The sequence below is a fragment of the Variovorax sp. Soil_C_17 genome, assembly GCF_057657265.1.
In genome coordinates, this window is sequence record NZ_JBDGIT010000002.1 from 1,287,813 (window position 1) to 1,313,061 (window position 25,249).

General features: G+C 64.5%; 22 protein-coding genes. 9 read left to right on the plus strand and 13 right to left on the minus strand.

Translation table 11 applies throughout. The annotated features are described in order from the left end of the window. Both AC3A6Y_RS14660 and AC3A6Y_RS14665 read right to left on the minus strand, forming a co-directional pair. Entirely contained in the window at positions 1-1,341 is a 1,341-nt protein-coding gene (locus AC3A6Y_RS14660) for a tyrosine-type recombinase/integrase (protein WP_487868944.1), read from the minus strand. A gap of 315 nt (positions 1,342-1,656) precedes the next feature. Continuing rightward, positions 1,657-1,884 carry a hypothetical protein gene (locus AC3A6Y_RS14665; protein ID WP_487868945.1) on the minus strand — a complete coding sequence of 76 codons (228 nt, stop codon included), beginning with the start codon at positions 1,882-1,884 and terminating at the stop codon, positions 1,657-1,659. Here AC3A6Y_RS14665 and AC3A6Y_RS14670 point away from each other — a divergent pair. Then, positions 1,883-2,350, plus strand: a complete 468-nt coding sequence (locus tag AC3A6Y_RS14670; RefSeq protein ID WP_487868946.1) for a hypothetical protein — start codon at positions 1,883-1,885, stop codon at positions 2,348-2,350. The two genes, AC3A6Y_RS14665 and AC3A6Y_RS14670, sit on opposite strands and share 2 nt — an antisense overlap. A 40-nt stretch (positions 2,351-2,390) precedes the next feature. Here AC3A6Y_RS14670 and AC3A6Y_RS14675 read toward each other — a convergent pair whose 3' ends face one another. Then, positions 2,391-4,679, minus strand: coding sequence for a PAS domain-containing hybrid sensor histidine kinase/response regulator (locus AC3A6Y_RS14675; protein ID WP_487868947.1), 2,289 nt, complete (start codon positions 4,677-4,679; stop codon positions 2,391-2,393). A gap of 16 nt (positions 4,680-4,695) precedes the next feature. Continuing rightward, complete coding sequence (locus AC3A6Y_RS14680) at positions 4,696-5,157, minus strand: response regulator (protein ID WP_487868948.1); 462 nt, start codon at positions 5,155-5,157, stop codon at positions 4,696-4,698. Between the two features lie 154 nt (positions 5,158-5,311). On the opposite strand from AC3A6Y_RS14680, the gene AC3A6Y_RS14685 reads away from it, so the two are divergent. Further along, a complete protein-coding gene (locus AC3A6Y_RS14685; protein ID WP_487868949.1) occupies positions 5,312-6,193 on the plus strand; it encodes a response regulator in 882 nt (293 codons plus the stop codon). Positions 6,194-6,209: 16 nt separating this feature from the next. Here AC3A6Y_RS14685 and AC3A6Y_RS14690 read toward each other — a convergent pair whose 3' ends face one another. From AC3A6Y_RS14690 to AC3A6Y_RS14705, 4 genes are all read right to left on the minus strand, one after another. Further along, entirely contained in the window at positions 6,210-6,449 is a 240-nt protein-coding gene (locus tag AC3A6Y_RS14690; RefSeq protein ID WP_487868950.1) for an EscF/YscF/HrpA family type III secretion system needle major subunit, read from the minus strand. Between the two features lie 114 nt (positions 6,450-6,563). Continuing rightward, entirely contained in the window at positions 6,564-6,800 is a 237-nt protein-coding gene (locus AC3A6Y_RS14695) for a hypothetical protein (RefSeq protein ID WP_487868951.1), read from the minus strand. Between the two features lie 9 nt (positions 6,801-6,809). Next, positions 6,810-8,234 (minus strand): type III secretion system inner membrane ring subunit SctD, encoded by a 1,425-nt coding sequence (sctD, locus tag AC3A6Y_RS14700; protein ID WP_487868952.1) that lies wholly within the window; start codon positions 8,232-8,234, stop codon positions 6,810-6,812. 34 nt (positions 8,235-8,268) lie between these two features. Beyond that, on the minus strand, positions 8,269-9,789 hold the full coding sequence (locus AC3A6Y_RS14705) for an FHIPEP family type III secretion protein (protein ID WP_487868953.1): 1,521 nt from the start codon (positions 9,787-9,789) through the stop codon (positions 8,269-8,271). 10 nt (positions 9,790-9,799) lie between these two features. Here AC3A6Y_RS14705 and AC3A6Y_RS14710 point away from each other — a divergent pair, with 10 nt between their 5' ends. The 4 genes from AC3A6Y_RS14710 (at position 9,800) to AC3A6Y_RS14725 (ending at position 15,694) form a co-directional block, all read left to right on the plus strand. Then, positions 9,800-10,204: an ATP synthase gene (locus AC3A6Y_RS14710; RefSeq protein ID WP_487868954.1), complete on the plus strand. Its 405-nt coding sequence runs from the start codon at positions 9,800-9,802 to the stop codon at positions 10,202-10,204. A gap of 187 nt (positions 10,205-10,391) precedes the next feature. Further along, positions 10,392-10,838, plus strand: coding sequence for a CesT family type III secretion system chaperone (locus AC3A6Y_RS14715; protein WP_487868955.1), 447 nt, complete (start codon positions 10,392-10,394; stop codon positions 10,836-10,838). A gap of 40 nt (positions 10,839-10,878) precedes the next feature. Continuing rightward, complete coding sequence (locus AC3A6Y_RS14720; RefSeq protein WP_487868956.1) at positions 10,879-11,352, plus strand: CesT family type III secretion system chaperone; 474 nt, start codon at positions 10,879-10,881, stop codon at positions 11,350-11,352. Positions 11,353-11,410: 58 nt separating this feature from the next. Continuing rightward, a complete protein-coding gene (locus AC3A6Y_RS14725) occupies positions 11,411-15,694 on the plus strand; it encodes a hypothetical protein (RefSeq protein WP_487868957.1) in 4,284 nt (1,427 codons plus the stop codon). A gap of 75 nt (positions 15,695-15,769) precedes the next feature. On the opposite strand, the gene AC3A6Y_RS14730 is transcribed toward AC3A6Y_RS14725, so the two are convergent. Continuing rightward, entirely contained in the window at positions 15,770-16,969 is a 1,200-nt protein-coding gene (locus AC3A6Y_RS14730) for a sensor histidine kinase (RefSeq protein ID WP_487868958.1), read from the minus strand. Positions 16,970-17,256: 287 nt separating this feature from the next. Between AC3A6Y_RS14730 and AC3A6Y_RS14735 the strand changes: the two genes are divergently transcribed. Continuing rightward, positions 17,257-18,729 (plus strand): sensor histidine kinase, encoded by a 1,473-nt coding sequence (locus tag AC3A6Y_RS14735; protein WP_487868959.1) that lies wholly within the window; start codon positions 17,257-17,259, stop codon positions 18,727-18,729. Positions 18,730-18,792: 63 nt separating this feature from the next. On the opposite strand, the gene AC3A6Y_RS14740 is transcribed toward AC3A6Y_RS14735, so the two are convergent. From AC3A6Y_RS14740 to AC3A6Y_RS14755, 4 genes are all read right to left on the minus strand, one after another. Then, positions 18,793-19,674: a hypothetical protein gene (locus AC3A6Y_RS14740; protein ID WP_487868960.1), complete on the minus strand. Its 882-nt coding sequence runs from the start codon at positions 19,672-19,674 to the stop codon at positions 18,793-18,795. A 13-nt stretch (positions 19,675-19,687) separates the two neighbouring features. After that, positions 19,688-20,113, minus strand: coding sequence for a hypothetical protein (locus AC3A6Y_RS14745; protein ID WP_487868961.1), 426 nt, complete (start codon positions 20,111-20,113; stop codon positions 19,688-19,690). A 176-nt stretch (positions 20,114-20,289) separates the two neighbouring features. After that, the gene (locus tag AC3A6Y_RS14750) at positions 20,290-21,651 is read right to left on the minus strand and encodes a 3-deoxy-D-manno-octulosonic acid transferase (RefSeq protein WP_487868962.1); all 1,362 of its coding nucleotides are present in this window, start codon (positions 21,649-21,651) and stop codon (positions 20,290-20,292) included. A gap of 19 nt (positions 21,652-21,670) precedes the next feature. Beyond that, positions 21,671-23,053: a phosphomannomutase/phosphoglucomutase gene (locus AC3A6Y_RS14755; protein ID WP_487868963.1), complete on the minus strand. Its 1,383-nt coding sequence runs from the start codon at positions 23,051-23,053 to the stop codon at positions 21,671-21,673. A 113-nt stretch (positions 23,054-23,166) separates the two neighbouring features. Here AC3A6Y_RS14755 and AC3A6Y_RS14760 point away from each other — a divergent pair, with 113 nt between their 5' ends. Then, positions 23,167-24,714, plus strand: coding sequence for a DNA-3-methyladenine glycosylase 2 family protein (locus AC3A6Y_RS14760; RefSeq protein WP_487868964.1), 1,548 nt, complete (start codon positions 23,167-23,169; stop codon positions 24,712-24,714). A gap of 27 nt (positions 24,715-24,741) precedes the next feature. After that, a complete protein-coding gene (locus AC3A6Y_RS14765) occupies positions 24,742-25,239 on the plus strand; it encodes a methylated-DNA--[protein]-cysteine S-methyltransferase (RefSeq protein WP_487868965.1) in 498 nt (165 codons plus the stop codon). The last annotated feature ends 10 nt before the right edge of the window (positions 25,240-25,249 follow it).

The window sequence follows — 25,249 nt, forward strand, 5'->3', positions numbered from 1 at the left end:
TCAAGCAGCCTTCTTTGCGAGCGGCACCACGTTGCCGCCGCCCTCTTCCAGCTTCGCGTCAAAGTCGAACTGCACGCCGGCCTTCTCGACGATGAAGCGCTCGACTTGAGCCATGTACTGACGAAGTTGGTCGACAGTGCGCGGCTTGTAGCGTTCCGACATGCTGCCAGGCCGGTGGCCCATCACTTGAGCGATAGCGCCAGCCGGACACCCCGCAGCCTCACCCATCAGCGCAAACGTTCGCCTCAGGCCGTGCAGCGTCACGTGGCCGATCCCACCGTGAGCCAGCACGTCGGCATGCGCGCTACGCGGGTCAGCAATGCGGCCTGCCTTTGCGGTCGGCGATGCGAACACGTGTGGATTCCCCTTGATGCGAGGCAGGCCGTGCAGCAGGCTGGACAAGTAAGGGCTCAGCGGCAACGTGCGGGTGTCACCCACCTTGTCAGGGATGGTCAACTTCTTCCATCGAAAGTCGATGTCGGTCCATCGCAGCACCGCAAGTTCCTCCCGGCGGGCGCCGGTAAGCACGAGCCCCTGTAGGTAGGCCGCCGCCGTCCGGTTGCGCAGCTGGGCAACGCCTGCGAACCAAGCTTTAAGCTGACCCTCCTCCAGTGCATCAGTGCGCCGGTTCCCAGCAGCCGACGGTAGCGCATCCTGCACCTTGGGGTCGCGCGCGGCCAGCGGATCGACCAGCCCATCGTAGGCATCCTCGGTGCTGCACCAACGCAGAAAGCCGGACACGATCTGAACGGCCCGCGCCGCCTGCGCCGTGCCGCGCTGGGCCTCTTTCGAGTGCCATGCGCGCAGCGTCTTCGGCGTGATGTCCTTCAGGCGCATGCCCAGCAACGGCGCGATCGGACCTGGCAGGGTCGGCCCCTTCCCGCGCTTCTTGGGCGTGCCCCCAGGCGCGGTCATCTTGTGAAGGTCCGCCAGGTAGCGCGGCTTCCAGGCGATCTTCTTCTTGGGCCTCCCGCGCGTGAGGTACTCTGCCCAGGCGTCAGCGACGAGTACACCGGCTTGGCGTTCGGCGGCACGCTCTGCCACGTCCTTGGCGATCGCTTCGGCCTTGACAGCACGCGGATCACGCCCTTCGTCGATGTGCCGCTGAAGTTCACGCGCCTTTGCCTGCGCATCCGGGATGCGCCATGTATTGGCGTCGCCGATGGTTACCCGAAGGCTCTTGCCTTGGAACGTGCCCTGAAACACATAGGATGGCGACCCGCGAGGCGTCGCGCGCAATCCAAGGCCCGGAGTCTTGGCATCCCAGAGAAACGCTTGCGCCTTGTCGGGCGGGCACGTGAAGGCCGCAATTCGCGGCGCGGTGAAGGAGGTCTTTGCCATGACCAGCATTCTCTAACAAGGCGCGGTCGATGTAACGCCGATGTAAGAGAATTTCTGAAATTCTGATCAACGCTGATCCATGCTCAAGATTCGATTCTCAGCAATCTCCCTCTGAAAATGCCTCTTCTACCAACATCAATCAACGCATAGGAATCCCGACTTTTGACATATCTCACTCATTCGTAATGAGAAGGTCGGGTGTTCGAATCATCTCTCCGGCACCAAACGCAAAAGAAAAAGGGGTTGACTGTCATGGTCAACCCCTTTTTCATGTCGCCGTCCGGCAACTTTCGCAAGTTGCCGCGCTGGGCTGCATCAACCCATCTTGTTGGCGACCTCCCTCATGGGCGTGTATTCGCTGGCGATCATTCCGTTCACCAACTTCGTCCCGGTCGACAGCTCTGCCGTCAGGGACTTCAGCTTGAGCAGCTCCGTCGCGGGGCTCGAGTCGAAACCCCCTACGCTCATGTAGTGCAGCATCAGGCTCATGGCGTGGTCGATCTCTTCGTTGACGAGCACGGCATGCGCAAGCGAGGTTGTCATGCCAGGAGCATCCGGAGCGAGAGTCACGGGCCTGGCCGAAGAGACCGGTGCGCTGGCGATGGGAGAGTTGGAACTGATCATCGTGGTTTCCTTAGTGAATGAAATCGCGGGTGGGGAAAACGCTTCATACGCCGCCGCCGCGCCGCACCATATGGCGCGACATCGGGCGGCTCGAAGCAGGCAGGTGCATCACTTCACGTTGGACCCTCTCGTCCAGAGCGCGAAGCGATTCTTTCGCTTCGCGACGAACTTTCTCGACTGCGGCTTCGCCGCCCAATCGCCGCACCTCGGCCAGGCAGGAATCCGGCGTGATGCCACGTTCCTCGAGAAGGCGGCGGTGAGTCCGAAGGGCCTCCTGTGCTTGCATGGCAAGCTCTTTGGCATTCTCCGAGAGAGTGGCGGCATGGCCGCGCTCGTGCTGATCCATCAAGGGTCCTCGCTAAGTGCTTCTGACCCTTCTTCGTAACGGCGGCTCGGCCTCGGTTCCATCCGATTCACGATCTCGTTCAGCCGCCGCAGAGCTTGGCAATGATGGCGCGCAAGCGTGCGGGAGCAACCGGCTTGTAGAGCAAGGGCAGGTCATGCCGGCGGACAAAGCGCGCCGTCTGCAGCGATGTGTCGCCGGACACGAGCAGCGCAGGCAAGCCGGGCCTGTAGCGGCGGCGTATGCGAGCCACGACCTCGGTACCCAGTTCGCCGGCATCCAGCCGGAGGTCGGAGATGAGCAGGTCCGGCAACACCGCCCCGTCGAGCAGGGCATCGGCCTGGGCGCCCGATCGCGCCGGAATCACATGGCATCCCCAGCGCTCGAGAAGTTTTCGCGTCCCTTCCAGGATCAAGGCGTCGTCGTCGATCAGCAATACCCGCAGGCCATCGAAACGAGCCCCGGGCGAGTCGTCCTGCGCAAGGACGTCGGTCGACGAGGACGACTGCCGGCCCGCCTCGCCCAAGCCGACGCGCAGCGAAAACCTGGAACCCTTGCCGGGCACGGAGCGAAGCTGCACCGGACATCCCAGCAGTTGGGCACAGCTCTTCACGATGGCCAGGCCCAGTCCAAGGCCGCCTCGATCGTCCCCGCTCCTTTCGATCCGATAGAACTCGCCAAAGACCGCCTCCTGGTGCTCGGCGGGGATGCCGATCCCGCTGTCCCAGACTTCCAGCCGCACATCCCGGCCCGTTGGACGGCATGCGACGATGACACCGCCTTTGTCGGTGTATCGCAATGCATTCGAGACAAGATTGGCCAAGACGCGTTCCAGCAGCACCGGATCGCTGTAGACGGTCAAAGGCGACGACGCGACGACGAAGCGAATGTTCTTCTGCCGTGCCGTCGGCCCGAACGCTGCCCGAAGCCTCGCAAGCAGGGGCTCCAACGGAAAGGCCATGATGTTCGGGGCGATCATTCCCGTTTCCAGTCTCGACATGATCAGGATCGAATCGAGCAGCGACTGCGTGGAGTCCAGGACGGACTCCATGTGGTCCAGGAGCGGATATGCGTGCTCGGGCAGTTTCGCGCCCTTGAGTTCGTCGATGAACAAACCCAACGCATGCAGGGGCTGCCGAAGGTCATGGCTCACGGCTGCCATGAGGCGGGACTTGGCGTGGCTCAGACGTTCCGCCTCGCTCTTCTGGGCGGCGAGCGCAGCGAATTCGCGCACCCTCTCGTCGCGTTGCTTGTGGGCGGTCAGGTCCGTCAGGATCGCCAGCGTGCCGGTGTGCACGCCATCCAGGGCCGCCATCGGATAGAGCGACTCCATCAAGAAGACGGTGCTCCCGTCCCCGCGCCTGACCGCGACGCCGTGCTCGTCCTGCGAGTCAGGCCCCGAGGCCGCGATCGGCGACGCGTCGCGCAGCCGCATGTCGTCCCACCGGCGCCCGTAAAGCGCCGTGGCCTTCACTCCGAGGAGGATCGCGGCCTGCCGATTGCAGAACGAGATCAGGCCATCGGCGCCCAGCATCAGGATGCCGTCGCGGCCCGCGTCGAGCATCCGCCTGAAACGCTCCTCGCTGCCGCGCAAATGCTCGGCGGCACGCTCGCGCGCACTGACGTCCTTGCCCAAGCCGCGGTATCCCGCGAATACGCCGTTGTCGAAGACCGGCACGCCGCTGATGCTGATGTGCAGGGTCTCCGCACCATCGGTCGAATGCGCAAACACGAAGTCCTGAAAAGGCTGCCTCCCCGCCAATGCCGTTCGAAGCGCTGCCCAGGCGGCGTCGTCGCCGCTCGAAGAAGCCTCGCACCAGCGTCGCCCCAGCATTGCCGCGGGGTCGACACCCGACCTGTCCTGCAGGCCGTCTGAAAGATAGGTCAGCCGATGTTCGGCATCCTGTTCCCAGTACCAATCGGACGAGAGCTCGGCCAGGCTGCGGAAGCGGGCTTCGCTCACTCTGAGCTTCGCCTCGTTGTGCTTGCGCTCGCGCGCATACTGCAGCGTCTTGACCAGAAGCCGGCCCGACAGGTCCTGCTTGACCAGGAAATCCTGCGCGCCCGCCTTCACCGCTGCAAGCGCCACGGCCTGGTCCTCGTTCCCCGTCAACACGATGATCGGCAACAAGGTGTCCCGGCTCTGGACCTTGAAGAGCGTTTCGAGTCCGAAGCTGTCGGGAAGGGACAAGTCCAGCACGACCATGTCCGGCCGCTGTTCGTCGATGCGCTGCAAGGCTTCGGCCAGCGTCCGCGCGTCGCGCATGCGGAAGCCTTCGCGCCCCACCTCGTCGATCAGCAGTTCCCGGATCAGTCGCGCGTCGCCGGGGTTGTCTTCCACCAGCAGGATGTCTTGCTCAAGTCCTTGCATAGTGCGAGTCGTGCCGCTATCGGTCGTGCGCGCGCGGCGGAAGCGCCACGACAGACAGCCAGAAACGGGCGATGGACCGGATGGCCTCGAGAAAACTGTCGAAGTTCAACTGATCTTTGGTGACGTAGCAGTTGGCATGCAGGTCATAGCACCGAACGATGTCTTCCTCCTCCTTCGACGTGCTCAAGACCACTGTCGGAATGCGGCGCAGCCGGGGGTGTGCCTTGATCTCGGCGAGGACTTCGCGGCCGTCGAGCCGCGGCAGGTTGAGATCCAGAAGAATCAAGTCGGGTCTTATCGAGTTTGCGTGGCCATTGCGGCGGTGCAGGTAGTCGAGTGCTTCGACACCATCCTTGACCCAATGCAGGTTGCAAACCACCTTGGCCTCCTTCAAGGCTTCAAGGGTCAGCCGCATGTCCGCGGGGTTGTCTTCCACAAGCAGGATATGCGGTGCATTGGAGTCGACCACCGTGCTCACCTGCAAATGCTCCTTGTCATGCGCGCGCAGTTTCGCACGGCTGCGCGCCCTCTGGTGAAGTTCGGGTGTGGAGGACCGTGACACATGGACCAGAATCATCCCTGGCGTGCGACGTGCGCTGCGTTTCGTGGAAAAGATCACAAGGAGTGCTAGCATGAACTCGGCCACGGCACGCGAGTCCCAATCCAATGATGTCGCCGTAGTCGCACCTCGTATGACCCACAGCATGATCTCTGAGAAGGGGACGCCCGAGCGCCCTTCGATCTCCGCCTCCCAAGCCGAGCACATCGAGGGGAACGCCGAACTCAAGTTCCTGGTGGCCGATGATCACCATCTGGTCCGGGAGGGGCTCAAGCTGACGCTGCTTCAGATCGATGCGCACACCCAGGTCCTGGAGGCAGCCACGCTGGCCGAAGCCATCGATGCGTTCCAGGCCCACTCCGACGTCGATCTGGTGCTGCTCGATCTCAACATGCCCGGCTCTGCAGGCTTGTCGGGCCTGGATACGTTCCTGGCGCAATGCCCGGCCGCGCGCCTGGTCGTCGTGTCCGGGACTTACGACATGAAGACCGTGCAGGCTGCGATTCAGAAAGGTGCACTCGGCTTCATTCCCAAGTTGTCGGGCAAGCGGATCGTCCTGAGTGCGCTGCGTTTCATCCTGGACGGCGGAATCTACGTTCCACCGGAACCATTCATCTCCGACAGCTCCGCCCAGGAAAGCGACGGCACTCTGCGCACCACGGCGGCCTTTTCGGCCAAGGCGGCCGCCAAGGGCCTGACCAATCGGCAGATCGACGTTCTTCGCGAACTCCTCGAAGGCAACTCCAACAAGCAGATTTGCCGGAACCTCAACCTCGCCATGGGGACCGTCAAGGCCCACGTCGCGGCAGTCCTGGCCGCACTGGCCGTGAACACGCGTACGGAAGCGATTGCAGCCGCCGACCGGCTGGGCCTGCGTCAACTCCTGGAGCCGGTTTCAAGCGGAGCGAATGCGGCGCGCCCGGAGGCCACGACCGGCGACCTGATCCGCAGGTAGCCGTTGCTCTGCGCGATCAGAATTTCTGGCAACAGCCCTTGAGCGTGTCGGCGCGCTCTTTCACGATCGAACTTATCAAGCTGACCGTCAGGCTGTTCTGATTGACCTGCTGGGTGTAGTAGAGGAGGTGGGCAGCGTCTACGTCCTTGCCGCTTTTGATTTCGCTGAGGACCGCTTTCAGGTCTTTCTCGGCGGCGGCGATCTGGACGTCCACCACTGCTTGCAGTCCTCCGAGGGAAACACCATCTGTTGCCATACCTGCTCCTTTGAATTGACGAATAAACGATCACTGAGACGGGACGACCAGCCGCCATCCATGTCCTGTCCCCGTCCCACTCAGGAACGGGGCACGCTCCTTGGTTCCCGCGGGCTATCGCCGCCGGCCCGTCGGCATCAACTCCAGCACGGTTGCAGCGGCTCCCACCGCAGCGATCGCGGCCTCCAGCCGCCGGTAGGTATCGCGATCATGGAGCTGCTGCCTCGCCAGCGCGCAGGCGTCCTGCATTTCGATCAGCCTGGCTCGCAGTTCGATGCGGTACCGCCCACTTGTATCGTCGCGCAGCCGCTGCTCCACATCGAAGCCGGTTTGCTGTTCTTGAAATGTCATGCTTGCCTTTCACGGTCCATAGCGAAAACGGGCACCGTCCGACAGCACGATCTCGCCGTCGCGCACCGCGACGACCGTGTTGCCCGCGAGCGCACCGCCGGGTGCAATGCGCTGCCCGGTGGTCGTGACGATGTAAGGAAAGGCGCCGCCTACGACGGCCGCCACGTTCGCTGCGATCGCATCCCGTTCGGGTTCCACATGCGCGCTGATCTTGAGAGTGCTGCCGTGGCGCCGAGCGAAGTCCAGGAAGAGCGCCTCCCAGACGCGCCTGTCCTGGGGGCTGAGTACGCCCCGCAGTTCGAGCACCGGGTCCGTCGCCGTTACCCTGAGCTTGCCGTCGAGGCCCGCTTCGCGCACGCGGTCCATGAAGCGCTCTCGAACTTGCTCCGGTCGCAGAATGTCGAACTCGATCGGCTCGAACGCCGCGAGCTCGCCGCGAGCGCGTTCAGGAAAAGCTGCGGCTTCCTCGGCGCTCGATGCCGAACCCACGATCCGCAGCACCTCGCCGGTCCCCGGCTCCATGCGCAGCTCGAGCCGACCCGGCGAATGCTGAGCCTGAACAAAGCGCTTCACGGCGTCGAGCCGCTCGGCAACGAGCACCACCTTGATCTCGACGGGCATTTGGAGGATCGACACGGCTTCGCGCAGCCTTTGCAGTTCCTTGTCGGTCCGGAGCCTGCCCGCCACCATCCATCCCCCGCCTTCGGTACGCTTCACCTCCAGCGCGCCTTTGGGAAAGTTCTTGAGCACGTCCGCCAATGCCGAGGCACTTTCCGCCTCCGTGACAGCGGGGCTCGCCTCCGGCTCCACCTGATCCGGCAGTGCCGCCACGGTGCTGACAACCGCCTCCGCGGGGCGCTGCATGGCCGCAGCCAACACAGCCCCACCGACGAGCAGAACGACAGCGCCATACACGGCGTATCGGCGCACATCAGCATGCTCGAACAGATGAAGGCCGACGCGGGGCGCAGGCGCAGGCGCAGGCGCAGGCGCAGACACAGGCAGTTGCACTTCCGGTGCGGCGGCGGTGTCGCCGAGCGCTTCGTCTTGCTCCTCGGCGGCGGGTTCGGCCAATGCCCTCCGCACTTGCAGCGCCTCATCGTCCGGCCAATCGCCGTCGACCGGCGCGGCGGTGAGCTTGACGAGACCGAATTGCAGCACCGTTCCCAGGGGCAGCGGTTCCGCCTCGACCTCTTCTCCGGCCAAGGTCAAGACCCGGCCCTGCAAAGGCTCGACGGAAATGCCGTCTGCATCGGCGCTGATGGTCGCGTGTTCTTCCGCAACCTGCGCGCCGCCCAGGACGATCGCGCAGGTGTCCGCCTTTCCGATCGTGTAGCGCTGCCCGGGCTCCAGCGGTAGACGCGCGCCTGCCTGAGGCCCATGCAGCACGCGCAGTTCGATGGGTTCGGCCAGCCCCATGTTCTCGCCAGTCATGCGGGCACCCTTCGGAGACGGTTGGGGACGCTGCTCATGTCGAGATCCTCGCCAGGGGCTGGATGTTGATCTCCTGCGTCAGCTCCTGGTAGGACAGCACCGCCAGGTCGCCGGCGTCCTGTTCAAGCAGCTTGCGCACGTAGCGGCGGATGTCCATGGAGGTGAGCAGCACAGGCTTGTGCGCCGCCGTCGAGGTGTCGCCCACCACCGACTTCACCGCCGCCACGATCTTCTTGCTGGCGGCCGGCTCCAACGCAAGATAGGAGCCGCCCGAGGTCTGGCGAATGGCGGTGCGCACCTGGTCCTCGATGGCCGGGGACAACAGATACGCCGGGAGCATGTTCTGCCCGGCAGAGAACTTGTGGCTGACGAAGCGCTTCAGGGCCATGCGAACGTATTCGGCCAGGAGGACCGGGTCCTTTTCTTTCTGCCCCCAATCGACCAGTGCCTCCATGACGGCCCGGACGTTCCGGATCGAGATCTCCTCGGACACGAGGCGCTGGAGAATCTCCGCGATCTTGTGGATCGGCATGACCCGCGCCACTTCCTTGGCGAGTTCGGGAAACTTCGACTCCATTTCGGTCAGGATGGCGCGTGTCTCCTGAATGCCCACGAACTCCGCCGCATGCTTTCGCAGCACGTAGGCAATGTGGTAGCTCAGCATCTGCGTGGGCTCCAGGAATGCGATGCCGGCCTTCGCCATCGTCGCGCCGAGACTCGCCGGAGACCAGATCGATTCCAGGTTCGGCAGGAACTTGGCGTCCTTCTCGAAAGGAATCTGCAGCGCAGTTAGGTTTTCCGGAGACTCGCGCACCAGCAGATGCTCGGGCCGCATCCGGCCCTGCGACACCGGGACCTCGCCCACCAGGATGGCATAGGCCTCGCCCTGCAGTTGCTCATTGAAGCGCAACTGCAAGCCCGGGAACACCACGCCCAGGTCGTAGTACAGCGCGCGGCGAACCTTGATCAATTCCTCGTTCAGCACGGCAGCCGAAAACACCCGCTCCAGTTGCGCGCTCACATCGACCATCAGAGGCACCGTGGGCTGGAAGCTTTCCGGCCCCGCGTCCTTCCTGCCACCGCCCGGACTGCCTGCGCCGGAGAGGTTGACGGCAGGAACGGTGGTCGTTTTGCCGGATGCATCCACCGTCTGCGTCTCTCCCTTGAAGAGCGTGTAGCCCACCACCCCCAGCACCGCCGCCAGCGCCAGGAACGTGAACGTGGGCATGCCCGGGATCAGCCCGAACCCGATCATCACGGCAGTCCCGATCATCAGCGCCTTGGGCTGGGACAGGAGCTGCGCACCGACGTCGCGACCCACGTTCGACGGACCCTCGCCCGTGTTGACTCGCGTGACGATCATCCCTGCCGCCACGGAAATGAAGAGCGCCGGGATCTGGGCGATCAGGCCGTCGCCAATGGTCAGGATCGAATAGACGCGCATGGCATCAGCCGCCGTCATGCCCTTCTGCAGCGTGCCGATCAGGATGCCGCCGAGCAGGTTCACGCATACGATGATCAGCCCCGCGATGGCATCGCCCTTCACGAACTTCATGGCGCCGTCCATGGAACCGTACACGGTGCTCGTGGAGGGCGACGACATGACGGAGCCCGTTGCCGACGAGACGCGTTCGATCCTGGACGGCCACATCATCCTTTCGCGCAAGCTGGCCTCGGCCAACCATTACCCGGCCATCGACGTGCTGGCCTCGGCATCGCGGGTGATGAACGCCCTGATCACCCCCGAGCACAAGGCCGCCGCGGGCAAGGTGCGCGAGCTGATGGCGAAGTACCAGGACATCGAGCTGCTGCTGAAGGTGGGTGAATACAAGAAGGGCGCGGACCGCATCGCGGACCTGGCCATCGACCGCCATGACGCGATCCGGGATTTCCTGCGCCAACCGACGGACGAGCACACCGACTTCGGGGACATGCTCAGGCGGCTGAACACGCTGGCGCCCTCCTCGTGACGGCAGTCTTCCCCGAATCGCCGTTGGGGCCGATGCGCGAGATCGGCGGGAGTGCCGGGAACTCCGCCAAGACTCGCGTTACTCAAGATTGCGCAAGATTTTGATCCTCTGATCCGAGGTCAGCTTGCCGAGCCGGAGCCACCTGCTCCGGCAATCGACGCCACCTCTCTCTCACAAGGAGTTCCCTATGCCGGACGCAGGATGCCCATGGCGCGCCCAGTTCATCGACCTCGCACACGAGCTGCGAAGGCAGGCCGGAAAGCCTGCTGCGAGTTTCCAGGACGTACCGGACGCCTCCATCGAAATGAAGTTCCATATTGATGACGTGATGTTCCAGGTGACGCACCTGGCCGGAGACGGGACTGAAGCCGATCGCTTCCTGCTGCAGTGCCACTTCGGTCCCCTCACGATGGACCGGGTGGACGAAGCGCTGGAACAGGCGCTCTTGCTGAACCTGGGCATGGCACGCGCCAGCTCAGGCGTGTTCGGCATCGACGAATCCCTTGACCACCTGGTCTACAGCTGCTTTGTCTCGCTGCACGGGGCGACGGGCGAGAACGTGTCCGAGGGCCTTCGGGAGTTGGTTCGGCTCGCGCACGAATGGCGAGCGGCGCACTCGGTCGCGCTTCACTGAACTGCCGTGCGCCTCATGCCAGACAACAACCCGGAGACCCATGAACATTGAGCCCGACGTCGCTCTTGCAGCGCGCGAACAGGTGATAGCGCTGCTCACCCTGCTGCCCAGTCGCCTCGGCAGCCACTGGCCTCTTGACCGATCCAGCCAGCCCGACTGGCCTGCATGGCGCAGCGCGGAGGAATTGGCGCTGACCTTCGGCGTTGGCACCCGCGAGTTCAACTTCCTGCACTCCCTCCATGGCGCGCGCAGCGCCAGCCTGATCGTCGAATGCCGGTTCGGAGTCGTGCCGCGATACTCGGCCGCGGAGTGCTATCGCAAGCTAATGGTCAGAAACCACCAGAACATCTCGGAGCATCCGTCCACCTACGCGCTCGATCCGTCGACAAAAGCAGTTCTCTGCGTCGCGAGCTACCTGATCGATTCACTCAACCTCGACCGGCTCACCGATGCGCTCGCCGATGCAGCGCTTCAGGCCATGTCATGGCAGGAAGAGTTCGGCTTCGCATCCTAAGCCGTTGCCGAGACCAGCCCGTTATCGTTCGTTATAGAAATCTAAGGAGACCGCATTCATGACCACCCCTACAGGCAGCCCAAGGAACACGAACACGCTCACCAAACTTCAACTTCCTGACTTCATCGCTATCAACGAGTCGATTGACTTGTCGCGCAAAGTGAACGATGACTACAACCTTACTCCTTTGAAGCTCAAGGCGCGCCCCGAGCCGCCACCACGGATGCCGCCGGAGTCGTTGCGGACCGGCTTGCAGAAGGAATTCCAGGATGCACTGGCGATTGAAGTGAATCATTGGGGCAAAAAGTACTTCGACCCTGAATGCAATGGCCCTGGCGATCCTGAGTTCAAGCGGAAGATCGACGCCTATGTCGAATGCCGTCAGCAGGTCATGGAACTCATGAACACGGTTGACCCTGAAGAGCTGGAGCCGCTATTCGAGAAACTGGGAACCATGCTTGCAGATGCCTTCGGCATGCGGGACCCTCAGACAGGCGAATGGAGCCAGGAAGTCAAAGCGGCCATCGAGCGCGGGGCAAGAGAGTACGCAGTGCCTTCGGTCAAATCCTTCTGGATCACGCAGTCTCCCGCCATTGCCAAACCGTTGGCCAGCTACCTTGCAACGCTGTTCGCCGGCGACCATACAGGCGAAGTCAAGCACGCCATCAACTTTGCGTACCCCTTCGTTCAGATCCCGCTCGCAATCTGGGCATCGCAGAAGAACGGCTTCTGGCAAAGCGAGGCCGTTCAGCTCCAGAAGCGCGAGAACCCGACCTGGACGCCCAATGTGGTGTCCTCCAAGATCTTCAACGAGGACGGTTCCGATGGCGAGTTGCGATTGCTCTCTCATGTCGATGAGGATCTTGCGGAACTGAGAGGGGTGGATGAACTGCTCAACTGCGCCGGCGTCGGCGTCGGCGTCGGCGCGCTTGAGCAGAAGAATCGTCAACTCACCGGACGCATCCTGCTGGCGGAACACGACTTGCTTAATGTGCTCAAGCGCGTGACGGGAGAATTGGGCAAATCGCAGCTGTCGGCCCACAAGGCAAAGCTCAACGAGATCGAGAAGCGCATCCTCGACAAAGACGCGGAGTTCACGACGCGGATGAATACACTTGCGAGCGTGAACAGCGGACGAGCCGCCCTGCCTGTTGCGGAAAGACAGCAGGTCAAGCGCCTGCTCGCTCAGCTGAAGCTGTGGGGGGAGCTGCGGGAAGAGCTCCTGGCAGCCATCGAGACGTGCAAGGCTGGCGATACGCCCCAGCCCAGCTCGAAGCTCGGGAAATTGCTCACGAAGACCGCCTTCGAGCGTATGAAGATCTTCCGCTACCGCATGCTGAACGTCTTGACCAACCAGGCCACGGTTCGCGACATCCGAACGGCTGTGTTCGGCGTATCGACCATCACTCAGCTGTGCGGCCAGGTCGCGGAATATGTCACCGGGAATGAGCTGGCGCTCGTGACCTCGGAAGAGTTGCAGGCCATCACCGGCGTGGTGCAGGCCCTCCTTTACAGCTGGCAGTATCCCAAAGCGACCGCCAAGGACAGCCTGAACAAGTTGGCGACCCAGTGGCAGATCGTTGCCATGACCGGCACGGGCAACTTCGTGAAGAATGGCAAGGTCGATCCCCAAAAGCTCGACAAGGCAGTTACCGGGCCGGTGATGACGCGGCTGAGTACCTTCGCCTCCTTGCTCCAGTTCGACAAGTCCGTGTACCTGCAGGCGCTCTTCGGCTGGATGGTGGATCGCCGTACCTTGGACAACGACGAGGCGGAGAAGGTCACTGTCAGGTTCAAGGTTGCCTTGCCCGGGACGAAGCAGGAGAAGGAGGTGGAGAAGGAGCTTGCCTGCACGTATGCCTGCTTGGCGGAAGAGTTCGTCAAGCTGAAGAGGCTCGAGGACCGAGACGCTCGCAAGGCAATTGTCGACCAGGTGGCTGCGCAACGTCTGCTTTCCACGGAGGACAAAATGAAGGTCGACCGCATCCTCAAGCTCTATGAGGACAACGAGGTCAACCTGGCGAACAAGACGGATGCATCGAAGCTGCTGGGCGAGGACAACAGCACCTTGCCCGAAGGGACTCGCCAAATTCTTCAGGGCTCGCTCGATTTCGCCAATCCGAAGTCTTTCAAGATCGATAGCTCGGCACTGGACCGCGAGCTGTTCAGGCAAGCGGGCAAGATCGAGCAACGCGGCGAGTTGCCCAGCCAGGCAGCACAGAAGCTGGGGCAGGCATTTGCCTATGGCGTTTTCGGAACCGGTGGCTTCCTCTTCATCAAATCCTTCTTCACATTGGGCGTGGAGATCGCAATGCTGTACGGAGACCTGACGGAAGATGCGGCCGAGTCCCTTGCGGGCGGCATCCTCGCCGGAAAGATGGTCGGAAACGCCTTCGCGCTGGCGAGCACCGTCTTTTCGATCGGATTCAATCACGCCTATCACGAGTTCATCGCCAACAAGAACCTGCAGCGCCAGAATGCCGCCGGCGGCGCGTCGATCGTCAACGCGCCTCCGCCCAGCCTGCGCGAAGGGATGTGGCGGGGGTTCAAGGCCTTCGTGGGCGCCTACGTGGGCATCGCGGACGCCAGGGAGGAGAAGATCACGGGTTACGAAACTCTCGTGGCTACACCCATTCCAAAGGAAGACTGGCCGCCGGAACTCAAGTTCGTTCGCCAGTCGCCGTTGACCGAAGCCATGTGGGAGCAGATGTTTGCCGCCGACATGCCCGGTTCCTGGCTCGCCTACCTCAATGAGAAGCATGGAACGCTCGAGGGCAAGACCGAAGCCGAACTGCAGCACGACATCCGGCAAGACATCCAGCAGTTGAATGAGATGCTCAGATCGCAGTATTCCGATGCGACCGCTGCTGACCCTCCTCCAAAAGAGGTGAAAATAGACCTCAGCAGTTCCGGGGAGCGCCGTATCGAGGATCTGGAACGGCCCAAGCCGCCTCCACTCAACCTCGCGGCCGCACTCGGGAATTCCACGGCGTCCCGACCACAGAGTCCTCGAACGCATGACACGTTGGTAACCCCCCGGCACGTGCGGGAAGCGCGAAAGGCGAAGAGAGACGGCAGCAAGGGTGACCTGCTAAGGCAACGGCGTGCCGTCCACACCCTCTACACGGGTGCGAGCACCATCAGTAACCTGACACCGCCAATGGACGCGGCGGACATCCGTGACCTCCGGGATCCCGAGCCTAGCAACGCCCTCGACGACTACAAAGCGCTATCGGCCCGCAAGGCGCAGGCAAGCAAGCCATCGCAATTGATGAGGGCTCTTCCATGGCGAATGCTCGGCGGCGTTTATGTTGCGCAGCAGGGAAAGGATTACTTCATCTCTCCGGATCCAGAAGCTCACGCCCACCCCATCAACGCCTTCGCGGTTCCCAATGAGGACGGCGGCGGCGTCCTGCACATCAAGAATCGCAAGTTCCCTTCGCTTGCCGTATGCAATATGGTGCAGTTGGACCTGGGCAAGAACAAGAACTGGGAGACATTGACGACAGACGACGAGTACATCCGCTTTTTCGACGAGCACCTGCGCGACTCGTCCCCCGAGCCATCGATGCGCCTCGTGGCAATGCCGATGGAAGACCTGGCCAGCTTCACGCAGCAAATGGCGTTGCAGAAGGGGTCGGCGTGGCGTCCGATGACGACGGCAAAGGTGCGGTATGTGGCCGACGCGGAGCCGTCGCGAATCCAATCAGCCGGCACGACTATGCCCGAGATTCATCCTGGGCATGCCTTCGGCGTGTCTTACGAGGCCAAGGATTCCGACAATTACTACGTTCGGAACTCAGTGATGCTGCGTTACGAGGACGGTGCGTACTCGGTCTTCGACCCCGATCTGAGTACAGTTCACGACACCTCCTACGATGCACCGTTGGAAGCGCTTGCCTCCTACATGCACAAGATCAGTTCGGACCACGCCGATGTGGCAGACGGCTTGGTGTTCACGGTCCTCTACCATGTGTCGCCGGAACTCGCGATCGACCAGCCCCCAGAGCTAAACCTTGTTCGGCAAAGGATTTTTGAGGCGAAGGATTCTCCACAAGATCTCACGTTTGCCTGGCTTCAAGGCAATCTCACCGTGGAGGATATCCAACACAAGATGGCGGAAGTTTGCTGTTGGCTGGAGGCGGAGAACTCGCTCCTTCTCACGTCCGCGTCCAACATGGATGCAGACGAGATGATCAGTCGAGTTGCGCGGAACCGGCACGACATTGAAGTGCTGAACCACGCGTACTCGTACCTGAGCACCATGACGACCACGATGCCACCGCTCCCGGCATTGCGACCAATGCTCTCGGACGAGGCCTTGCCGTTAATTGAAGATTAGCTGGCAATCCATCCACGGGCGGCCGTGGGCGGCAACATCTCCGCCAGGAGCGGGGAGTCCGGCGAAGCTACGAAGCTACGCACCAAGGGACGGATGCTTCGGCAACCAAACCGCAAACGTCGCCCCCCGCCCCACTTCCGACGCCACCGAAACCCGCCCCCCATGGCGCTCCACCACCTTCTTGCAGATCGCCAAGCCCATCCCCGTTCCCTCAAAACGATCCCGCGGATGAAGCCTCTGGAAGATCATGAAGATCCTCTGGAAATACTGCGGCTCGATCCCGATGCCGTTGTCCTGGAGTTCGACAACCCAAGCCTCGCCCTCCTCTCGCGCGCGCACTCTCACATGCGGTGCCACGCCTTCCGTGCGGAATCTCAGGGCATTGCCGATCAGGTTCTGAAACACCTGGGTCATCCCGGCCGCGTCGCCGAGAATGGTGGGAAGCGGCTCGCGCTCCACCGTGGCGTTTGCGCTCCGAATGACCAGCGCGAGGCTCGCCAGCGCGGCGTCCAGCGCCCGGTCCAATGGGACAGGCTGCCTCGCAAACTCGCGCCGCACGGTCCTCGAATAGACCAGCAAGTCGTCCATCATCGCCTTCATGCGCTCGGCCCCGCCGACGATGTACGCCATGAAGTCGCGTCCGTCCTTGTCGAGCTGGTGCGCATAGCGCCGTTCGAGCAGTTGGGTGTAGCTGGCCACCGTCCGCAATGGCTCGGAAAGATCGTGGGACGTGATGTAGGCGAGTTGCTCCAGCTCCTGGTTGGCCCGCGTCAGCTCCGCGAGCCTGGACCGGATCTCCTCCTCGGCCTCCAGCATCCGGGCCGTCGCGTTCTTGCGTTCGGTGATGTCGCGCAGCGTCGCCACGATCACCCATTGGCCCGCCTGCTGGATCGCCTTGCGCCTGACTTCACAGATGCAGGTACGGCCATCGGCCTGTCGCACCTGCAGCTCGGCCGTTTGCGTCACCGGGGCCTGGGCGATCACCTGGTCGTACAGCTTGCCGAGATCGTCCAGGTCTCCAAGCGATGGGCTCGTCTCGTTGGGACGGCGCTTCATCAGCTCCTCCCGCGTGACGCCGAGCAGCGCGCACGCACCCAGGTTGACTTCGAGGTACGTCATCGAGGCGCGATCGATCAGGAAGACGGCATCGTCGCTGAGGTCGAGCGCGCAAGCAAAGCGCTCCATGCGCGCCTGCGCCTGCAGGCGCTCGGCAAGCTCGCGCGAAGGCTCGACACCAGTGGCGGACTCGGAACGCTCATTGCGGGGTGAATTCATGGCTTCGCTTTATCACAAGTGGCAAAGTGGCCGTCAACAAACTCTCCATCTTGCTCGAATGTGCCGCAGTCTTGGGCATTCCCGCACATGCCGATGGCCTCCAAGCCGGCCTAGTCCCGAAGTCGGAGTGCGCGCGCAATCTGCGCCTGTATGATGTCCTCGTCCTCTGTCACGGCATGCCCCGCCGCCATTCCATGGACGACCATACCGAGATTGCCCAATCGCCTCCAGGCTCGACAGCCGCGCCTGTAGCAGCCGCCAGCTCCGGAAGGCTCACGGAGGTCAACGTGGCACGCGCGGCGCCGCTGGCGGCGCATGGTGGCGAGCTCGACTGGGCAAGGGCGGCGCTGGAACAAAGCGCGGACGGCATCGAGGTGGTCGATCGCCTTTCGCTGCGCCTGATCGATGTCAACGCCGCTGCCGCAGAACGCCTTGGCCGCACACGCGAAGAGTTGCTACGCACGCCGCCATGGTCGTACATGGAAGGCAGCACGCAAGCCTCCTACGAGGCCTTTTTCGACGAGGTCATCAGGGCGTTCCCGCATTCCCTCTCCAGTGAACAGCGCTACACGCTGCCGAACGGCACGCAGCTGGATGCGGAGGTCGTGCACACGGCCCTGCGGATTCGCGGTCAATGGCTGATGGTCGTCGCCACGCGCGACGTCACGGGACGCAGGCAGCAGCAGGTGCGCTCGACACTGCTGTCCCGTGCATTCGAGTCGAGCCACGATTGCATGCTCATCGTCGATCGAGAGAGCATGCGCCATGTCGATTGCAATGATGCGGTCTGCCGCTATCACGGCATGACGCGCAACGACCTCCTGCAGGTTCCGCCATGGACGCTCTGGTCGGACGGCCGGGCGCGTGAAGACCTCGAACGCGAGTACGACGATGCAATCGCCGTGTCGCCGCTTCCACGGCGCCGCATTGCGCCGGCAGCCAGGTCGCGCGCGGGGCCACGCGGCGTGCTGGAAGAACAGCAGCAGGCCATTCACCTGGACGGCCGGTGGATGCTGGTCATCACCACGCGGGAGGTGCGCGAAGACGCCATCCAGCGGCAAGTCGCAGAACTCACACGCTCCAACGATGAGCTCAAGCAGTTTGCCTACGTGACCTCGCACGATCTCTTCGAGCCGCTGCGCATGATGAGCAGCTATTCCGAACTGCTGCGCCGCCGCTATGGCGACCAGCTCGACAGCGACGCACGGGATTTCATCGGGTACATCGCCGGCGGCGCCGATCGCATGAAGCGCCTGATCGACGATCTGCTTCTGTATTCGCGGGTGGAGCGGTCAGCCGTTCCGGCACAGCAGGTTCGGCTGGATCACGTGCTCGACGACGCGATGGCGAATCTTGCCAATGCGATCGAGCGCTCAGGCGCGGTCGTCGAGCGCGGTCCGCTTCCGGAGGTGACGGGGGAATGCTCAGGCCTGACGCAGGTATTTCAGAACCTCATCGGCAATGCCATCAAGTTCACGGCGCCGGGGACCCGGCCGCGGGTTCGCGTGCATGCGTCCGAGGACGAGACGAACTGGATCATCTCCGTGCGCGACAACGGCATCGGCATTGCGCCGGAGTCCTTCGAGCGCATCTTCGTTATTTTTCAAAGGCTCCATGCGCAGGAGCTCTACGAAGGAACGGGCATCGGCTTGACCATCTGCAAGAAGGTGGTCGAAAGGCATGGCGGCCGGATCGTGGTCGACTCCGCGCCCGGGCAAGGCACGACGTTCACGGTCTGCCTTCCCAAGACGGCTGTGTAGACGCGGGTGCCAAGGTTCCCCGATGGCACCGGAGGCACCCTCCAGTGCCGGTGATCCTGCCGCCTACTCGTTGTTGAGCACGCTAAAGGTCTTCACCTTGTCGAGCGGAATCGATTCCAGTTTGTCTTCGTTTTTGGCGATAAAGGACAAGCCATCTGGAGCGAGTTTCTGGGGAGTGACGTTGCGTTTCGTCGGGGAGTCCGCCAGGGAGATTTGAACTGGCAGCCACTTGTCCCTTTTTTCCATGTCCCAAAGCTCGAAGCGAGCTTTCTTGGGAGTGAAGTCTTGGAGATCCTTCCAGTTGGAGGGATCCGATTTCTTCGACGCTTCAACCGGCTTCAAAGAAACCGTTGCGCTGGGCCGTACGGGCGCCGCAGGTGCCGGGACCGGAGCCGCTGCAGGTAGGCTGCCGGCTTCTGGCGCCGGTTCAAAGGAAGGCGCAGCGGGGACGAGGTGTGCATTGCTCGCCGCTACCTGCTTCGGCGTCGGCGCCGATGCCGATGCCGGCGGCACGCCCCGGGATGGGGCGGGCGTCTGGCCCTGCCAGCAGACATAGCCAAAGTACAGCACCGAAACAGTCGTCGTGACCCGGTACGTCGTCGCATGCTCGAAGAGCATGGCGCTGGGCGGATGCTTTAGGGCGCGCTCGAACAGGTCACGAACATCGTCCTTGACCTGAGGCCGGGCCTGAGAAGAGACGGAGAAACGATAGCGCGCCCGAATCGAGATCGAGACTTCTGTCGTCACCGTCGCCCTGTACGCGACGAAGCCGGCGATGAAGCCTGCGTGGTAGCCTGGCTGGTGCGGCGCCGGAAGGGGCGAACCCAACATGAAACGGTCAAGCACGACGGTCGTGGTCTGCTTCGCCGAGATGGACTCGAAATCCGCGGAAGACACGGACATGAACGGGGAAGCGCCCCGAGGCTGCTGCTGAATAGCGGTCATGAAGTTTTCTTTCTCAGGCCAAGTCCGCGGTAACCCTGTCCGCCTGGCGCTCGAACATCGGATCGGTCCCCAGATGCCGAACGGCCGCGCAGGTGGCAAGGTGTCCCTTCAGGACATTGAGGACGCGCTCGCCGTTGGAAGCCCCTTCCTCGAGCTGAACATGCATGCGCAGTGCCGCATGGCTCGTGCCCGGGATCAGCACGTAGGTGCCCGCCTGCGCGGACAGGTGCGAATTGGCCTCGAGAAGCTGGCGAAGGACCTCCGGTTCCGCACTCGCGGGGATCTCGCCGATTTCTGCCAGCACGCTGAGCGTCTGGCCTTCGTCTTCCGTATGGTCCTGAAAGTAGAACCGCACCCCGTCGGCTTCGACGCTGGCGGTCTTGAGAATCTCGGGGGGCTCGAGCCCAATCAGTTCCGCGAGCTCGTGCAGGGTCTGCACATAGAGTGGGGCGACAGGGTTCTCCCTGTCCGATGTCGTTGGCACATGGCTCTCCTGGTTAATTGGCGAAGTCATCAATGAATGACATCGGTAAGTAACAGGAGCCGCATGCCGGTTCCAGGTCTAAGCAGCTTGCGCGCCCGGCGACGCGGCCGCTGCTGCCCGACGGCATGCACTCAATCGAAGTTCGGCTCGGTCCGCTCTTCGGCGCTCACCGGCAGCGGCGCCGCCTCCGCGATCGACAGCACGGCGGCCGCCGTGCGCTGCGCCGCACCGCGATTGGCGCCGGCAAACGCTTGCGCCGCCTCTGCCATCGCCTCGCGCCGGTCCTGGTGCTCGACCAGCTTGAGGGCGGCGGTCACCGCGTGCTCCATGTCGCTCACGCGCAGCGAGGCGCCGGCCGCCAGCGAGAGTTCGGCGGCCTCGGCGAAGTTGTAGGTGGAGGGGCCCATGATCACCGGGCAGCCGCAGGCGGCCGCCTCGATCAGGTTCTGGCCGCCCAGCGCCTCGAAGCTGCCGCCCAGCAGCGCCACGTCGGCCAGGCCGTAATACAGCGCCATCTCGCCGAGCGAGTCGCCCAGCCAGATCTCGGACTCGGCCGGCGCGCCGGCGGTACTGCGCCGCGCCACCGCGAAGCCGTGCGATTCGATCAGCGCCGCGACCTCGTCGAAGCGCTGCGGATGGCGCGGCACGATCATCCACTGCACGTCGTGCACGCGGCGGGAGATGGACTGCACCGCATCCTGCGCGGGCGGGACCGGTGCGAGCGCGCCGAATCGCTTGAGCACTTCCAGCAGTTGGGCCTCTTCGCCGTCGCGCGAGCTCGCAAGCATGACCACCGGCCGCGGCAGCTGGCCGCGCAGCCGGGCCGCGGTTGCGAGCTGGCGTGCGTCGGGCGTGGCGTCGAACTTGAGGTTGCCGTACACGCCCTCGACCTTGGCGCCGAGCGAGACCAGCCGGTGCGAATCGGCCTCGGTCTGCGCCCAGACCGCCGCCAGCGAAGAATAGGCGGGCCGCGCCAGCCAGCCCAGGCGCTCGGCCGAGGCCAGCGAGTTCTCGTTCAGGCGCGCATTGGCCAGCACCAGCGGGATGCCGCGCTCGGCGCAGGCGGCCGTGAGCTCGGGCCAGACCTCGGTTTCCATCAGCACGCCGATGCGCGGCTGGAAGCGGTCCAGGAAGCTCGCCACTGCGGCCGGTGCATCCCACGGCTGCCAGACCTGCAGGTCGCCGGGCTCCAGCAGCTTGGCGCCCTCCTCGCGGCCGGTGGCCGTGCCGTGGGTGAGCAGGATGGGAATGCCCGGATACTGGCGCCGCAGCTCCGCGATCAGGATGCCGGCGGCACGCGCCTCGCCCAGCGAGACGGCATGGACCCAGCACCAGCCGGTGCCGGCCGCGGCCTCGTCATACCGGCCGAAGCGTTCTTCAACCGCATGGGCGTAGCCGGGCTCGGCCACGGCGCGCCGGCGCAGCTTGCGCCGCACCAGCGGCTGCGCAAGGGTGGTGAAAGCGCCGTAAAGGCGCAGCAGCAACGAACGCACGCTCGGGCAGGAATCAGGATCAGTGCGCAGCTTCGGCGAGGGTCGCATCGGGCTTCACGCCCTTCAGCAGCGCGAGGAAGTCGTGCTGGATGCGGTCCAGCGCTGCCTGGGTCTGGCCCTCGAAGCGCAGCACCAGCACCGGCGTGGTGTTGGAAGCGCGGATCAGGCCGAAGCCATCGGGCCAGTCCACGCGCAGGCCGTCGATGGTCAAGACTTGCGCCGGTGCGTCGAACTTCGCCGCCTTCACGAGTTGCTCGACCAGCGCATGCGGCTCGCCCTCGGCGCATTTGACGTTGAGCTCGGGCGTCGAGAAGCTCGTGGGCAGGGCGTTGAGCGTGTCGCTGGCGTTGGGCGTCTTGCTCAGGATCTCGAGCAGACGGCAGCCCGCATAGGTGCCGTCGTCGAAGCCGAACCAGCGCTCCTTGAAGAAGATATGGCCGCTCATCTCGCCGCCCAGCGGCGAATCGATCTCCTTCATCCGGGCCTTGATCAGCGAGTGGCCGGTCTTGAAGATCATCGGCTTGCCGCCGGCGGCCTGGATCGCGGGCGCCAGGCGCTGCGAGCACTTCACGTCGTAGACGATGGTGCCGCCCGGCACGCGCGAGAGCACGTCCTGTGCAAACAGCACCATCTGGCGGTCGGGGAAGATGTTCTGCCCGTCCTTGGTGACGATGCCCAGGCGGTCGCCGTCGCCGTCGAAGGCCAGGCCGAGCTCGGCGTCGCCGGAGGCCAGCGCCGCGATCAGGTCCTTGAGGTTCTCGGGCTTGCTGGGGTCGGGGTGGTGGTTGGGGAAGTTGCCGTCGACCTCGCTGTAGAGCTCGGTCACCTCGCACCCGATCGCGCGCAGGATGGCGGGCGCCGAGGCCCCGGCGATGCCGTTGCCGGAGTCGACCACGATCTTGATGGGCCGGGCGAGCTTGACGTCTTCCACGATGCGCCGGGTGTAGGCCTCGGTGACGTCGACCTTGCGCACGCTGCCGCCGGGGGCGAGCTTGGCGCTGTCGGCTTCCATCACGCGGCGCAGGCCCTGGATCTCGTCGCCGTAGATCGCACGGCCGGCCAGCACCATCTTGAAGCCGTTGTAGTCCTTGGGGTTGTGACTGCCTGTGACCTGGATGCCGCTGCTGGCCAGCGTGTGGGCCGCGAAGTAGAGCATGGGGGTGGTGACCGCGCCGACGTCGATCACCTCGATGCCGGTGGCCACCAGGCCGCGGATCAGGGCATCGGCCAGCGCCGGGCCCGAGAGGCGCCCGTCGCGCCCGACCGCCACCGCCTTCTCGCCGGCCGCGCGCGCCGCGCTGCCGAAGGCCTTGCCGAGCGCCTCGGCCACCTCCGCGTCGAGCGTGGTGGGCACCACGCCGCGAATGTCATAGGCCTTGAAGATCGATGCACTGAGCTGCATGGGCTTCCTTTGGGGTGAGTTCGAAAATTGAAGACCATTGTAGGCATGCGCACTTGCCGGCAGATGTCCGGAAATGGCTACTCCTGCATGCTGCGCTCCGTATCATCCGAGACATGTCCTTGCCATCCGCCTCCCCCGCCGGACTCGAAAGCGACGCCTGCTACCTGGCCATGAAGGCCCATGACGCCCGCTTCGACGGCTCCTTCTTCACCGGCGTCACCTCCACCGGCGTCTATTGCCGGCCGGTCTGCCGCGTCAAGCTGCCGCGGCGCGAGAACTGCCGCTTCTTCCAGCATGCGGCCCAGGCCGAGGCCGCGGGCTTTCGCCCCTGCCTGCGCTGCCGGCCCGAGCTGGCGCCGCGGGCCGCGAGCTGGTCCACCGAAGACGCCTCGCGCATCCTCGCGCAGCAGGCGGCCCGGCTGATCGACGAGCCCGATGCGTGGGACGACGACGGCCCCGGCGCCGCCCGCATCGCCGCGCGGCTGGGCGTGAGCGACCGGCACCTGCGCCGCATCTTCGAGGCCCAGTTCGGCGTCTCGCCGCTGCAGTACCTGCAGACGCGACGGCTGCTCGCCGCCAAGCAGCTGATCGCCGACACCCGGCTGCCGATGACGCAGGTGGCACTGGCCAGCGGCTTCGCCAGCGTGCGCCGCTTCAACGCGGCCTTCGTCTCGCACTACGGCCTCAACCCGAGTGCGCTGCGGCGGGCCGGCACCGGGGCCGGCGAGCGCAGCGGCGGTTCCGTCGGCGTGCGCCTGGGCTACCGCCCTCCCTACGATGCTTCGGCCATGCTGGGCTTCTTCGCGCGCCGGGCGCTGGGTGGCGTGGAAGCCCTCGGCGAATCCGGCGGCACGCCCCGGCTGGCCCGCACGCTGCGGGTCGCGCAGGGCGAGCGGGTGCATGCCGGCTGGCTGCAGCTGCGCTTCGACGGCGAGCGCGAACACGTGTTGCTGCAGGTCGGCGATTCGCTGGCCGCGGTGCTGCCGACGGTGATCAGCCGGGTGCGCGCCATGCTCGACCTGGATGCCGATCCGATGGCGATCAACGCCGCGCTGCATGCCAGCTTCCCGCAGGGCGATGGGCTGCGCGTGCCCGGCACGGTCGACGGCTTCGAGCTCGCGGTGCGCGCCGTGCTGGGCCAGCAGATCACCGTGGCGGCCGCCCGCACGCTGGGCACGCGGCTGGTGCAGGCGCTGGGCGAGCCCATCGCCACGCCGGTCGCGGGCCTGGACCGGCTGTTCCCCACGCCCGCGGCCCTCGCGGCCGCGAGCGGCGACGTGCTGGGCCAGCTGGGCATCGTCCGGCAGCGGCAGGCCGCGCTGATCGCGCTCGCACAGCAAGTGCTGGAGGGCCGGCTGGCCCTGCACGCCGGGGCCGACGTGCCGGCCACGCTCGCCGCCCTGCAGCAGTTGCCCGGCATCGGCGACTGGACTGCGCAGTACATTGCCATGCGGGCGCTGCGCTGGCCCGATGCCTTCCCCGCCGGCGACATCGCGCTGCAGAAGGCGCTGGGCGTGAGCTCCGCGCGCGCCGCGGCCGAGGCTTCGCAGCCCTGGCGCCCGTGGCGCAGCTACGCGGTCCTGCGGGCATGGCACAGTCCCCGGCCTGCCAGCGGGTCTGCGACGGCTGCGCCCCCCGCCCTCGAAAGCGTGTCCGTGTGAATGAACGTGAATGAGAAAGACAGCATCATGAAATTCAAGAATGCGGCCCTCTACAGCTGCACGATCGCGAGCCCGCTCGGCGCCGTCACGCTCGCGGCGACCGATGCCGGCCTGGCCGGTGCCTGGTTCGAACGGCAGCGCCACTGGCCCGACACCAGCGGCTGGCAGGACGATCCCGGTCATCCCGTGCTGCGCGAGGCCGCGGCCCAACTGACCGACTACTTCGCGGGACGCCGCCAGCACTTCGATCTGCCGCTCGATCTTTCGCACGGCACGGCTTTCCAGCAATCGGTGTGGCAGGCGCTGCTGGCCATTCCCGCGGGCCGCACCACCAGCTACGGCGCCATCAGCGCAGGCATCGGCAACCCCGCCGCAGTGCGGGCCGTGGGCGCGGCGGTGGGCCGCAACCCGATCAGCGTGATCGTGCCTTGCCATCGCGTGCTGGGCACCAACGGCTCGCTGACCGGCTACGCCGGCGGCCTCGAACGCAAGAGCGCCCTGCTCGAACTGGAAGGTGCCTTGTGAGCGAAGGCGA